Source organism: Mycolicibacterium litorale (assembly GCF_010731695.1).
Lineage (GTDB): Bacteria > Actinomycetota > Actinomycetes > Mycobacteriales > Mycobacteriaceae > Mycobacterium > Mycobacterium litorale.
Genome location: NZ_AP022586.1, coordinates 1216705 through 1231303 on the forward strand (window position 1 = coordinate 1216705; position 14599 = coordinate 1231303).

Below are 14599 nucleotides of genomic sequence, written 5' to 3' on the forward strand. Positions count from 1 at the left end.
CATGACAGTCAACGATGTCGCCGGCGCGCCGGCTCCGTCCACGACCGGTATCGGCAGCTTCGCCGACGTCCCTCTGCACGGTGACCGCGCCGGCGCACCCGCGACCGAGGCCGCCGTCGCCGACCACATCGCCGCGGCGGCCGCCGCCCACGGGTACACCCCCGAGCAACTCGACTGGGTGACCCCGGAGGGCATCGACGTCAAACCGGTCTACGTCGCCGCCGACCGCGACGCCGCCGCCGCGGCGGGCTACCCACTGGACTCGTTCCCGGGGGCGCCGCCGTTCCTGCGCGGGCCGTACCCGACGATGTACGTCAACCAGCCGTGGACCATCCGCCAGTACGCGGGCTTCTCCACCGCCGCGGAGTCCAACGCGTTCTACCGCCGCAACCTGGCCGCCGGTCAGAAGGGTCTGTCGGTCGCGTTCGATCTGGCCACCCACCGCGGCTACGACTCCGACCACCCGCGCGTGCAGGGTGACGTCGGCATGGCCGGGGTGGCCATCGACTCCATCCTCGACATGCGCCAGCTGTTCGACGGCATCGACCTGTCGACGGTGTCGGTGTCGATGACCATGAACGGCGCGGTGCTGCCGATCCTCGCGCTCTACGTGGTGGCCGCCGAGGAGCAGGGCGTGCCGCCGGAGAAGCTGGCCGGGACCATCCAGAACGACATCCTCAAAGAGTTCATGGTCCGCAACACCTACATCTATCCGCCCAAGGCGTCGATGCGGATCATCTCCGACATCTTCGGTTACACCAGCGCGAAGATGCCGAAGTTCAACTCGATCTCGATCTCCGGCTACCACATCCAGGAAGCCGGTGCGACGGCCGATCTCGAGCTCGCCTACACGCTGGCCGACGGCGTGGAGTACATCAAGGCCGGCCTCGACGCCGGGCTGTCGATCGACAAGTTCGCCCCGCGGCTGAGCTTCTTCTGGGGCATCGGGATGAACTTCTTCATGGAGGTGGCCAAGCTGCGGGCGGGCCGGCTGCTGTGGAGTGAGCTGGTGGCCGAGTTCGCGCCGAAGAACGAGAAGTCGCTGTCGCTGCGCACGCACTCGCAGACCTCGGGCTGGTCGCTGACCGCGCAGGACGTGTTCAACAACGTCGCCCGCACCTGCATCGAGGCGATGGCCGCCACCCAGGGGCACACCCAGTCGCTGCACACCAATGCCCTCGACGAGGCGCTGGCACTGCCCACGGACTTCTCGGCGCGCATCGCCCGCAACACCCAGCTGGTGCTGCAGCAGGAGTCCGGCACCACCCGGCCGATCGACCCGTGGGGCGGGTCCTACTACGTCGAGTGGCTGACCCACCAGCTCGCGACCGCCGCCCGGATGCACATCGGGGAGGTCGTCGCGCACGGCGGGATGGCGCAGGCGATCAGCGACGGCATCCCGAAGCTGCGCATCGAGGAGGCCGCCGCGCGGACCCAGGCGCGCATCGACTCGGGTGCCCAGACCGTGATCGGCGTCAACAAGTACCAGGTGCCCGAGGACCACGAGATCGAGGTGCTCAAGGTCGAGAACAGCCGCGTGCGGGCCGAACAGCTGGCAAAGCTGCAGCAGCTGCGCGCCGAACGCGACGAGGACGCGACCCGCGCGGCGCTCGACGAACTCACCCGGGCGGCCGGGGCCCAGGGCCAGGTCGGCGAGGACGGACTGGGCAACAATCTGTTGGCGCTGGCGATCAACGCCGCCAGAGCCAAGGCGACCGTCGGGGAGATCTCCGACGCGCTGGAGAAGGTCTACGGCCGCCATGTCGCCGAGATCCGCACGATCTCCGGTGTCTACCGCGACGAAGCCGGGAAGGCCACCAACATCGCATCAGCCACTGAACTGGTCGAGAAGTTCGCCGAGGCCGACGGCCGCAGGCCGCGCATCCTGGTCGCCAAGATGGGCCAGGACGGCCACGACCGCGGCCAGAAGGTCATCGCCACGGCGTTCGCCGACATCGGCTTCGACGTCGACGTCGGTTCGTTGTTCTCCACGCCCGACGAGGTTGCCCAGCAGGCCGCCGACAACGACGTGCACGTCGTCGGTGTGTCGTCGCTGGCCGCCGGTCACCTGACGCTGGTGCCTGCGCTGCGCGACGCACTCGCCGCGGTGGGCAGGCCGGACATCATGGTGGTGGTCGGCGGGGTGATCCCGCCCGGCGACTTCGACGAGCTCTACGCCGCGGGTGCGGCGGCGATCTTCCCGCCGGGCACCGTGATCGCCGACGCCGCGACGGGCCTGCTGCACAAGCTCGCCGAGCGGCTCGGCTACGACATCGGCTGACCTCATCCACATGAGCCAACCGGTCGGCGACCTCGCCGCGGCGCTGCGCAGCGGCGACCGCTCGGCGCTGGCGCGGGCGATCACGCTGGTCGAGTCCACCCGGGCCGACCACCGCGAGCGGGCGCAGGAGCTGCTGCTGGAATTGACGCCGCAGGCCGGCAGCGCCCTGCACGTCGGCATCACCGGGGTGCCGGGCGTCGGGAAGTCCACGACGATCGAGGCGCTCGGGATGTACCTCATCGAGCAGGGCCACCGGGTGGCGGTGCTGGCGGTGGACCCGTCGTCGACCCGCACGGGCGGATCGATCCTCGGGGACAAGACCCGGATGGCCAAGCTGGCCGTGCACCCTGACGCTTACATCCGCCCGTCACCCACGTCGGGAACTTTGGGCGGCGTCGCGAAGGCCACCCGCGAGACCATCGTGCTGCTCGAAGCCGCCGGCTACGACGTGATCCTGGTCGAGACCGTCGGCGTCGGGCAGTCCGAGGTGACGGTGTCGAACATGGTGGACACGTTCGTGTTCCTGACGCTGGCTCGCACCGGTGATCAGCTGCAGGGCATCAAGAAGGGTGTGCTCGAGCTGGCCGACATCGTGGTGGTCAACAAGGCCGACGGCGAGCACGCCATCGAGGCCAAGAGCGCCGCCCGCGAACTGGCCGCGGCGTTGCGGCTCATCTACCCTCGCGAAACCCTCTGGCGCCCGCCGGTACTGACGATGAGCGCGTTGGAGGGTAACGGTCTGCGGGAGCTCTGGGACACGGTGCTCAAACACCGCGAGGTGCTGCGGGGGGCCGGGGAATTCGAGGCCCGCAGGCGCGCACAGCAGGTCGAGTGGACGTGGTCGATGGTGCGCGACGCGGTGCTCGACCGCGTGTTGTCCCATCCCGAGGTCCGCCGGATTCGCGCCGAGGTGGAACGTCAGGTCCGCGACGGTGAGCTGACGCCGGCGCTCGCCGCGCGCCGGATTCTCGACGCCGCCCACTGATCGTTCGCTGACCAGGTAATTAACGAGTCAATAACGCTCTGTCTCTGGGGCCTGTCGGCAGGTTAAATTCATAGCTGTGACGAACCTCTCAGCGAGGAGCCGCAGCGCCGCGCTCCCGCACGGTGTGCAGGGCGCGGCGGATGCGAATTTCGCACGCACGCTCCAGGGCTTCTCGCAGCTGTTCCCCGGCCGCCGGTTCGGGGGCGGGGCGCTGTGCATCTACCTGCACGGTGAGCCCGTGGTCGACGTCTGGACGGGGTATTCGGACCGGCGCGGTACGCAGTACTGGACGGCCGACACCGGGGCGATGGTGTTCTCGGCGACCAAGGGGATGGCCTCGACGGTCATCCACCGGCTGGTCGACCGCGGTCTGCTGGCCTACGACGCGCCGGTCGCGCAGTACTGGCCCGAATTCGGCGCGAACGGCAAGGAGAAGATCACCGTCCGCGACCTGATGCGGCACCGTGCCGGGTTGTCGCAACTCAACGGGGTCGGCAAGGACGACCTGCTCGACCACCTGAGGATGGAGCAGCGGCTGGCGGCTGCGCCGGTGAACCGGCTGCTGCACGGTCATCCGGCGTATCACGCGCTGACCTACGGCTGGCTGGTGTCCGGTCTGGCGCGCGCGGTGACCGGCCAGGGGATGGGCGACCTGATCCGCACCGAACTGGCCGCGCCGCTCAACACCGACGGACTGCACCTGGGCCGGCCGCCCGCCCACGCCGCGACGCGGGCCGCGCAGATCCTCGTCCCGCAGGGCACGCTGGCCAACCCGGTGTTCAACTTCGTCGCGCCCAAGGTCGCCGCGCTGCAGTTCTCCGGCATGTTCGGGTCGATGTACTTCCCGGGGATGAAGGCCGTGGTCCAGGGCGACATCCCGTTCCTCGATGCCGAGATCCCGTCCGCCAACGGTGTCGCCACCGCCCGCGGCCTGGCCCGGATGTACGGCGCGATCGCCAACGGCGGGTGCATCGGCGGCGAGCAGTACCTTTCCGCGCAGGTCGCGGCGGGGCTGACCGGCCGGCCGAACCTGCGGCCCGACCGCAATCTGGTCATCCCGCTGGCCTTCCATCTGGGCTACCACAGCCTGCCGTTCGGGGTGATGCGCGGATTCGGCCACGTCGGGCTGGGCGGATCCGTCGGCTGGGCCGACCCGTCGAGCGGCCTGGCGATCGGCTTCGTCCACAACCGGCTGCTGACGCCGATGCTGCTCGACATGGGTTCGTTCGCGGGGTTGAACGTGCTGATCCGGCGGGACGTGGCGCGCGCCCGGGTGCGCGGCTACCAGGTGATGCCGGATCTGGGCGCCCCGTTTGCGATGCCCGAGCCGGTTGCCGGATAGCGTTCCCGGACCCCTCTCAGCGTCCGTCAGGCCCCCTTTTGGGGGCCTTTTCACCACCTCGTGTGACAACGTTCGTTGTCCCTGGAAATGGTTGTCCAGCAGGTCATTTCGCCTTTGCCAGAATCGGCTGGTTAAGCCTGTGACACTGCTGTGTCCACCCCCTTGGAGCTTTGCTGGTGAACGGCGAAGCGACAACATCGTTATCGGGTCGTCTGTTGCCGTGGTGCGGTGGTCCTCGCCTTCGCACATATCGGCACACCGGGGGAGCGGATCGGCCGGTGCTCGGGCCGGCGCGATGTTGAGCATGCAAAAAACGCTGTGCGCTGCCGAAACAAGATCGACATTGTTCGGCCGACCGGCCGCCGCCGCGCGGAACTGGCGCTCGTCTGCGACTTACAGCAATTCCAGACAACATGCTAACTAGTTTGCTGGATTCTTGCTTAGCGAAAAACCTGAGAGAAACCCAAGAAAGTGCCAAGATTGACATTAGAGTCAAAAAACGAAATAACTGCAGGTCACAGCGTTGAGAGCCGATGAATCTGCGATCTTGTCCTTGCTCGTGTAACGTTTTGGCCGCAGACATTGATCTAGCAACAGCCGAGAGTCATTTGCTCGGTACTTGCACCAGAGTCGGTGTGAGCGGTTACGCTCCGACTCGGCGCGAACGAAGGCCGAAGAGATACAGAGGGGAGCGGACGGAGCACGCCGGAAAGTGCTGAATTTCGGAAACTATCGATTTTCTACCCGTCCCGAATCTTCCGTATCACGTTCCAGAAGAGGTTTGCACACGTGGTCGACGCACCGGTCACTCCCATCGCTGTCATCGGAATGGCCTGCCGCCTGCCCGGTGGGATCGATTCTCCCGAGCGGTTGTGGGAGGCCCTTCTCCGCGGCGACGACTTCGTCACCGAGGTGCCGCTGGAGCGCTGGGACGCCGAGGAGTATTACGACCCGGAACCGGGGGTTCCCGGCCGCTCGGTGTCCAAATGGGGCGCCTTCCTCGACGACGTCGCCGGCTTCGACGCCGAGTTCTTCGGCATCAGCGAGCGCGAAGCGACGGCCATCGATCCCCAGCACCGGCTGCTGCTGGAGACGGCCTGGGAGGCCGTCGAGCACGCCGGCATCGACCCGACGACGCTGGACACCTCGCTGACCGGCGTGTTCATCGGCATGACGCACGGCGACTACCAGCTGCTGGCCGCCGACGCGCATGCCATCGAAGGCCCCTACGGGTTCACCGGCAACAACTACAGCCTCGCCTCCGGCCGCATCGCCTACGCGATGGGCCTGCACGGCCCCGCGTACACGGTCGACTCCGCCTGCTCCTCGAGCCTGCTGGCCGTCCACATGGCCTGCCGCAGCCTGCACGACGGCGAGAGCGACATGGCGCTCGCCGGCGGCGTCTCGATCATGCTGGAGCCGCGCAAGATGTCCTCCGGCTCCGCCCAGGGCATGCTCTCGCCCACCGGTCACTGCCACGCCTTCGACGTCGACGCCGACGGATTCGTCTCCGGCGAGGCGTCGGTGGTCCTCATGTTCAAGCGCCTCGCCGACGCCCAGCGCGACGGCGACCGCATCCTGGCCGTGGTCAAGGGCACCGCGGCCAACCAGGACGGCCACACCGTCAACATCGCCACCCCCTCGCGCGACGCCCAGGTGTCGGTCTACCGGGCGGCGCTCGCCGCCGCGGGCATGGACCCCGCAACGGTCGGCATGGTCGAGGCCCACGGCACCGGCACGCCGGTCGGCGACCCCATCGAGTACGCCGGCCTGGCGCAGGTGTACGGCACCGACGCACCGTGCGCACTCGGTGCGGTGAAGACCAACTTCGGCCACGGACAGTCGGCATCCGGTGCCGTCGGCATGATGAAGGCGATCCTGTCGCTGCAGCACGCGACGGTGCCGCAGAACCTGCACTACAACCGCATGCCCGACGAGATGGCGCGCATCAGCACCAACCTCTTCGTGCCGCAGGAGATCACTCCCTGGCCGCACGGCGACGAGCAGCCCCGGCGCGCCGCGGTCTCCTCTTACGGCCTGTCCGGCACGAACGTGCACGCCGTCCTCGAGCAGGCTCCCGACGTCGCGGTGCCGGTCGCCGAGCCGACCTCCGAGGCGATGATCTTCGCGCTGTCGGCGACCTCCGCCGAGGAGCTGAGGCGCACCGCCGCGCGCCTGGCCGACTGGGTGGACGACCATTCCGACGGAAATCTGCGCGACCTGGCCTACACGCTGGCGCGCCGCCGCTCGCACCGGCCGGTGCGCACCTGCGTGTCCGCTGGCACCCGCGAAGAGCTGATCAAAGCGCTGCGCGAGATCGCCTCCGGCGAGACCCCCTACGAGCCCGCGGTCGCCAAGGGCGAGCACGGCCCGGTCTGGGTGTTCTCCGGGCAGGGATCCCAGTGGGCCGGCATGGGCAAGGGTCTGCTGGCCACCGAGCCGGTGTTCGCCGCCGCCGTCGCCGAGCTGGAGCCGTTGATCGCCCGCGAGTCGGGTTTCTCGGTCACCGAGGCGATGTCCGCGCCGGAGAAGGTGACCGGGATCGACCGGGTGCAGCCGACGGTGTTCGCCGTCCAGGTCGCGCTCGCGGCGACGATGAAGTCCTACGGGGTGACCCCCGGCGCGGTGATCGGCCACTCGATGGGTGAGTCGGCGGCCGCCGTGGTCGCCGGTGGCCTGTCGCTGGAGGACGGCGCGAAGGTCATCTGCCGCCGGTCCAAGCTGATGGCCCGCATCGCCGGATCCGGCGCAATGGCGTCGGTGGAGCTGCCCGCCCAGCAGGTGCTCTCGGAGCTGGCCGCCCGCGGCATCAGCGACGTGGTCCTGTCCGTCGTCGCCTCGCCGCAGTCGACGGTCGTCGGCGGCGCCAAGGAGGCGATCCGCGAACTGGTCGCCGAATGGGACAGCCGCGGTGTGATGGCCCGCGAGGTGGCCGTCGACGTGGCATCCCACTCGCCGCAGGTCGACCCCATCCTCGACGAGCTGACCGAGGTGCTCGACGACATCGAGCCGATGGAACCGGAGATCCCGTACTACTCGGCCACGCTCTACGACCCGCGCGACCCGGCTGAGTTCGACGCCTACTACTGGGTGGACAACCTGCGTCACGCCGTGCGGTTCTCCGCGGCCGTGCAGGCGGCGCTCGAGGACGGGTTCCGCGTGTTCGGCGAGCTGGCCCCGCACCCGCTGCTGACCCACGCCGTCGACCAGACCGGCCGCAGCCTCGATATGAGCCTGGCCGCGCTGGCCGCGATGCGCCGCGAGCAGGAGCTGCCCGACGGGCTGCTCGGCTTCGTCGCCGATGTGCACAATTCCGGTGGCGCAGTGGACTTTTCGGTCATCTACCCGGACGGGCGTCTCGTCGACGCACCGTTGCCCACCTGGACCCACACTCATCTGATGCTGACGCGCGACGGCCAGGAGCAGGCGCAGGGCGGTTCCACGGTCGCGGTGCACCCGCTGCTCGGCGCACATGTGCGCCTGCCCGAGGAGCCCGAGCGCCACGTGTGGCAGGGCGACGTCGGCACCGCCACCCAGCCGTGGCTGGGCGACCACCAGGTGCACAACGTCGCGGCGCTGCCGGGTGCGGCCTACTGCGAGATGGCGCTGGCCGCCTCACGTGCCGTGTTCGGTGAGACCGCCGAGGTCCGCGACATCACCTTCGAGCAGATGCTGCTGCTGGAGGACCAGACCCCGGTCTCCTCGGTCGCCACCGTGAAGCGGCCCGGCGTGGGCGACTTCGTCGTCGAGACCTACGACGAGGGCAACGAGGTGCGGCGGGCCACCGCCGTGCTGCACGGCGACGCCGCCGCCGAGGCCCCCGGCGCCTACGACGTCGAGGAACTGCTCCTCACGCATCCGGAGCGCCGCGAAGGCGCCGAACTGCACAGCTGGTACGCCGACCGCGGCATCTCCTACGGGCAGGCCTTCTCCGGTCTCGTCGCCGCCAACACCCGCGACGACGGCGGCGACACCGTGCTCGCCGAGGTGGCACTGCCCGGTTCCATCCGCTCGCAGCAGGGCGCCTACGGCATCCACCCGGCGCTGCTCGACGCCTGCTTCCAGGCGGTCGGTGCGCACGCCGCGCTGCAGGCCGACACCACGGGCACGCTGATGCTGCCGCTGGGTGTGCGCCGGCTCACCGCACACGCCTCCACGCGCAACGCCCACTACTGCTACGTCACGGTCACCCACGTGAGCGCCGCCGCGATCGAGGCCGACATTGAGGTGCTCGACGAACTCGGTGCGGTGCTGCTCACGGTCGAGGGCCTGCGCCTGGGTAGCGGCGCCACCGCGGGCGGACAGCGCGAGCGGCTGCTCAACGAGCGGCTGCTGACCATCGACTGGCGCAAGCACGATCGCCCGGAGGCCGCCCACGTCGACGCTGGCCGCCTGCTGCTGATCGCGACGTCCGACGCTGCGCAGCCCGACGCCGCCCGACTGGCCGACGCGCTCACCCGCGCCGACGCCACGGTGACCACGACGGTCTGGTCGGCGGACGCCGACCACGCCGCCCTCGCCGAGCAGGTGCGTGCACAGCTCACCGCCGACCACCACAGCGGTGTGGTCGTGGTGACCGCACCCGGTGGTCCGGCTGATGGCGCACCGGCGCAGGGCGCCGAGTACGTGCGCCACCTGGTCCGCATCGCGCGGGAACTGCCCGAGGTCCCCGGCGAGCCGCCGCGGCTGTTCGTGCTCACCCGCAACGCGCAGACCGTGGTCGACGGCGACGTCGCGAACCTGGAGCAGGCCGGCCTGCGCGGCCTGATGCGGGTGCTCGTCATGGAGCATCCGGCGCTGCGGCCGACCCAGGTCGACCTCGACGGCGCCACCGAGCCCGACTACGTCGCCGCGCAGTTGCTCTCGGACTCGGAGGAAGACGAGACCGCCTGGCGGGATGGCGAATTCCACGTCGCGCGGCTGTCGGTCAGCCCGCTGCGCCCCGAGGAGCGCCGCACCACCGTCGTCGATCACGAGACCGGCGGCATGCGGCTGCAGATCCGCACACCGGGCGACCTCGAGTCGCTGGAACTGGCCGCGTTCGACCGCGTCCCGCCCGGGCCGGGTGAGATCGAGGTCTCGGTCACGGCGTCGAACCTGAACTTCGCCGACGTGCTCGTCGCCTACGGGCGCTACCCGAGCTTCGAGGGCCGGCTGCCCAAGCTGGGCGCCGACTTCGCCGGCGTGGTCACCGGCGTCGGTGCCGGAGTCACCGAGCACCAGGTGGGGGACCGGGTCGCCGGCATCTCGGCCAACGGTGCCTGGGCGACGTTCGTCACCTGCGACGCCAACCTCGCGGTCACCCTGCCCGCAGGCGTGCCCGAGGACCGCGCGGCCGCGGTGCCAAGCGCCCACGCCACCGCCTGGTACTCGCTGCACGACCTGGCCAGGATCGGCGCGCGGGACAAGGTGCTGATCCACTCCGCGACCGGCGGTGTGGGTCAGGCCGCGGTCGCGATCGCCAAGGCCGCGGGTGCGGAGATCTTCGCCACCGCGGGCAGCCCCGAGCGTCGGAAGCTGTTGCGCGACTGGGGGATCGAGCACGTCTACGACTCCCGCAGCACCGCCTTCGCCGACGAGATCCGTGAGGACACGGCGGGCTATGGCGTTGATATCGTGCTGAACTCGCTTCCGGGTGCCGCGCAGCGCGCCGGTCTGGAACTGCTCTCCTTCGGTGGCCGCTTCGTCGAGATCGGCAAGCGCGACATCTACGGCGACAGCAAGATGGGCCTGTTCCCGTTCCGGCGCAACCTGGCGTTCTACGCCGTGGACCTCGCGCTGCTGACGCTGACGAACCCGGACGTCCTGCGCCGCCTGCTGGAGACGGTCTACCAGCAGATCGCCGACGGGGTGCTGCCGCTTCCCGAGACCACGCACTACCCGCTGGCCGAGGGTGCGACCGCGATCCGCGTGATGGGCGCCGCCGGGCACACCGGCAAGCTCGTGCTCGACGTCCCGCACACCGGTCAGAGCACCGCGGTGGTGCCGCCGGAGAACGCCGAGGTGTTCCGTGGCGACGGCGCCTACGTCGTCACCGGCGGTATGGGCGGGCTCGGGCTGTTCCTCGCCGAGAAGATGGCCGCGGCCGGCTGCGGCCGGATCGTGCTCAACGGCCGCTCGGCGCCCAGCGCCGAGGCGACCGCGGCGATCGACCGGATCCGGGCGACGGGTACCGAGGTCGAGGTGTCGCTGGGCGACATCGCCGACCCCGCGACCGCCGAACGCGCGATCGCCGCGGCGACCGCGACCGGACTGCCGGTGCGTGGCGTGCTGCACGCCGCGGCCGTCGTCGAGGACGCGACACTGCCCAACATCACCGACGAGCTGATCGACCGCGACTGGGCGCCGAAGGTGTACGGCGCGTGGAACCTGCACACGGCGACCACGGGTCAGCCGCTGGACTGGTTCTGCTCGTTCTCGTCGGCCGCCGCGATGGTCGGTTCGCCGGGACAGGGCGCCTACGCCGCGGCCAACAGCTGGCTCGACGCGTTCACCCAGTGGCGGCGGGCGCAGGGGCTGCCCGCCGGCGCGATCGCGTGGGGCGCGTGGGCGGAGATCGGCAAGGGTCAGGCGATGGCCGAGGACGCCGCGATGGCGATCCTGCCCGACGACGGTGCCGACGCCTTCGACGCGCTGCTGCGGCACGACCGCGGGTACAGCGGCTACGCACCGGTCGCCGGTGCGCCGTGGCTGACAGCGTTCGCGCAGACCAGCAAGTTCGCCGAGGCGTTCGCATCGATCGGCCAGAACAGCGCGGGCACAAGCGCATTCCTCACCGAGCTGTTCGAGCTGCCGCAGGAGGAGTGGCCGGGCCGGCTGCGCAAGCTGGTGGCCGACCAGATCGGCCTCATCCTGCGCCGATCGGTCGACGCCGACCGGCCGCTGTCCGAGTACGGCCTGGATTCGCTGGGCACGCTGGAGGTGCGCACCCGGATCGAGAACGAGACGGGTATCCGCATCGGCTCCACCGACATCACCACCGTGCGGGCGCTGGCGCAGCGTCTCGCCGACACGCTCGCCGGTGATTCGGCCACATCGAGTTCGTCGTGAGAGCGGCTGACATGGCGTCGACGAAGTCGCCCGGGAACACACACGAAGCACGGGAGGTCTGATGGTTGCCATCAAAGCGATCCACGACTGGATCGGCGCCCCGGGTACGCTCGTCTCCTGGGATCCGTCGGCATCGTCGCTGGCGAAGATGCAGGACGCACCGATCAGCGCGGTGCCGGTGAGTTACCAACAGGAACAGCACATCCGGGGCTACCGCAAGCACGTGTCGCAGGGCACGGACATGGCGCGGCTGAACATCCCGGCGTGGGACATGCCGGGCCAGTGCGACATCCGCGCGATGACGCATGTCATCAACGCCTACATCCGCAGGCACGACACGTACCACAGCCGGTTCGAGTTCACCGAGTCCGACGAGGTCATCCGCCGCACGATCCGCAACCCGCGCGACATCAAGTTCGTGCCGACCCAGCACGGCGAGGTGACCGCCGACCAGTGGCGCAAGCATGTGCTGTCCACGCCGGACCCGTTGCAGTGGAACTGCTTCCACTTCGGCATCATCCAGCGTGAGGACCATTTCACGTTCTACATCAGCGTCGACCACGTGCACACCGATGCGATGTTCATGGGTCTGGTGCTCGTCGAGATCCACATGATGTACGCGACGCTGGTGGGCGGCGGCGCGCCGTTGAAGCTGCCGGATGCGGGCAGCTACGACGACTACTGCCTGCGTCAGCGCGAATACACCGATGCGCTGACCCTCGAGTCGCCCGAGGTGCAGGACTGGGTGCGCTTCGCCCAGAACAACGACGGCACACTGCCGCACTTCCCGCTGCCGCTGGGCGATCCGTCGGAGCCCTGCTCCGGTGAACTGCTCACCGTGCGACTGCTGGACAAGCAGCAGGGCGAGCGCTTCGAGGCAGCGTGCAACGCGGCCGACGCGCGGTTCATCGGCGGCGTCTTCGCGTGCGCGGCACTGACCGATCACGAATTCACCGGCAACAGCGACTATTACGTCATCACTCCCACCACGACACGGCGCACCCCGGCCGAGTTCATGACCACGGGCTGGTTCACCGGCCTGGTGCCGGTCACCGTCTCGGTCGACCGCGGCAGCTTCGGCGACACCGCACGCTCGGCGCAGAAGTCCTTCGATTCCGGTCTGGACCTCGCGCACGTCCCGTTCGAGCGGGTGGTCGAACTCGCCGCATCGGCGGGCGTGCGCCCCGCCGACCCCGGCGTGCCGATGGTGTCCTACCTCGACGCCGGACTGCCGCCGCTGTCGCCGAGCGTCATCGCGCAGTGGGAGGGCATGAACGGAAAGGTCTTCGCCGACGCCCGCGCCGCCTTTCAGGTCGGCATGTGGGTCAATCGCACCGAGCGGGAAACGACTGTGACCGTGGCGTTCCCGGACAATCCGACCGCCAGGGAGTCGATCAACCGGTACCTGCAGGTGATGATCTCGTGGTACCTGCGCGTGGCGGACGGCGGCGCGGGCGGTCCGCTGTCCGGCCGGCACGGTGCGGCCGTGCGGCGTCGCGACGAATTGGTTCCCGTAGTCGGAGGTTGATGTTGTCGACGCAGATCAGGCCGGCGCGATCTCGAACCCTGCGGCCTTTTCGCGGTTTCGTGACCAAACCCGACGAGCGGCCCGACGAGCGGCTGTCGTATCTGGATCAAGCCCTGTTCCTCGGCTTGCGGGCCACGGGACAGGCCGCGGTCATGCAGTGCGTATGGGTCTACGAGCACGCCGTCGACTTCGACGGTCTGCGGCGGTTCCACCGCAATTTCGGTTACGGGCTGGCGGGCCGCCGCATCGAGCCCTCGCCGTTGCCGTTCGGCAGGCACCGCTGGGTCTCGTCGCTGGGTCCGCCGTCGAGCATCGACGTGGCCGAGACCCCGCGTGCGCGTGCGGAACTCAGTGACTGGATCGACGAGCGGGCACAGCTGCCGGTCGATCCGGAGTGGGGTCCCGCCTGGCACCTCGGCGTGTTGCCCATGACCGACGGCTCCACCGCGATCAGCCTCGTGGGTTCGCACTGCATCGGTGACGGCGGCGGCGCGCTGCTGACCGTCTTCAACGCCGTCACCGGGAACACCCCGGACTTCGGGTATCCGATGCCCGGTGCGCGCACCCGGATGCGCGGCATCGCCGCCGATGCCCGCCAGACGCTGCGCGATGCGCCGGAGATCGGCCGGACGCTGGTCGCGGCGGCCAAGCTCGCCTACCGGCGGCGCAAGGACTTCGCCAAGTCGAACCAGGTCGAGACCTCCGCCGGCGCCGCCGACGATCATGTTGTGGTGCCGTCGGTTTCGCTGTTCGTCGACAGCGATGAGTGGGATGCGCGGGCCGCCGCACTGGGCGGCAACAGCTACTCACTGCTGGCCGGGTTCGGCGCGGTGCTCTCCGAGCGGATCGGGCGCCACCAGCCCGGCGACGGCCTGGTGCCGTTCATCATCCCGATCAACGACCGCACCCTCGAGGACACCCGCGCGAACGCGGTGAAACTCGCCAACGCCAGGATCGACCCGAAGGGTGTGACCAGCGACCTCTCTGCGGCCCGGGCATCGATCAAGCAGGCGCTCAAGACGATGCGCGAGGAGACCGACGAGACACTGGCGCTGCTGCCGCTGACGCCGTTCATCCCGAAGCGGGCGGTGAAGTCCACCGCCGACGTGGCCTTCGGTTTCTCGGACCTGCCGGTGTCGTGTTCGAACCTGGGGGACCTGCCGCCCGAGATCGGCCGTATCGACGGTACGGACGCCGAGTACGTGATCTTGCGCGGCGTCGACCGCTACATCCCGCGCTCGGTGCTCGAACAGCGGCGCGGTCTGCTCACGGTGATCGGCGCCCGGGTCGGCGACAAGATGTCGATCGCGGTGATCGGGTACCAGCCCGGCGCAACGAATTCCAAAGCCCACCTGCGCGAGTTGACGACGGCGGCGCTGGCCGACTTCGGTCTCACCGCCGCGGTCATCTGAG

At 69.5% G+C, this 14599-nt stretch carries 6 protein-coding genes; all 6 read left to right on the plus strand.

The genetic code is table 11. From position 1 onward, the window contains the following. Window position 1 precedes the first annotated feature (1 nt). Window positions 2–2281: a methylmalonyl-CoA mutase gene (gene scpA, locus G6N30_RS05735; RefSeq protein ID WP_134060406.1), complete on the plus strand. Its 2280-nt coding sequence runs from the start codon at window positions 2–4 to the stop codon at window positions 2279–2281. A gap of 10 nt (window positions 2282–2291) precedes the next feature. After that, window positions 2292–3266 carry a methylmalonyl Co-A mutase-associated GTPase MeaB gene (gene meaB / locus G6N30_RS05740; protein WP_134060407.1) on the plus strand — a complete coding sequence of 325 codons (975 nt, stop codon included), beginning with the start codon at window positions 2292–2294 and terminating at the stop codon, window positions 3264–3266. A gap of 76 nt (window positions 3267–3342) precedes the next feature. Then, entirely contained in the window at window positions 3343–4608 is a 1266-nt protein-coding gene (gene lipL / locus G6N30_RS05745; RefSeq protein ID WP_134060408.1) for an esterase/beta-lactamase LipL, read from the plus strand. 789 nt (window positions 4609–5397) lie between these two features. Next, the gene (gene pks2 / locus G6N30_RS05750; protein ID WP_134060409.1) at window positions 5398–11658 is read left to right on the plus strand and encodes a sulfolipid-1 biosynthesis phthioceranic/hydroxyphthioceranic acid synthase; all 6261 of its coding nucleotides are present in this window, start codon (window positions 5398–5400) and stop codon (window positions 11656–11658) included. Between the two features lie 61 nt (window positions 11659–11719). Beyond that, a complete protein-coding gene (locus G6N30_RS05755; protein ID WP_134060410.1) occupies window positions 11720–13186 on the plus strand; it encodes a condensation domain-containing protein in 1467 nt (488 codons plus the stop codon). After that, window positions 13186–14598 carry a hypothetical protein gene (locus G6N30_RS05760; protein ID WP_134060411.1) on the plus strand — a complete coding sequence of 471 codons (1413 nt, stop codon included), beginning with the start codon at window positions 13186–13188 and terminating at the stop codon, window positions 14596–14598. The genes G6N30_RS05755 and G6N30_RS05760 overlap by 1 nt, the downstream gene beginning before the upstream one ends. Window position 14599: the final 1 nt, after the last annotated feature.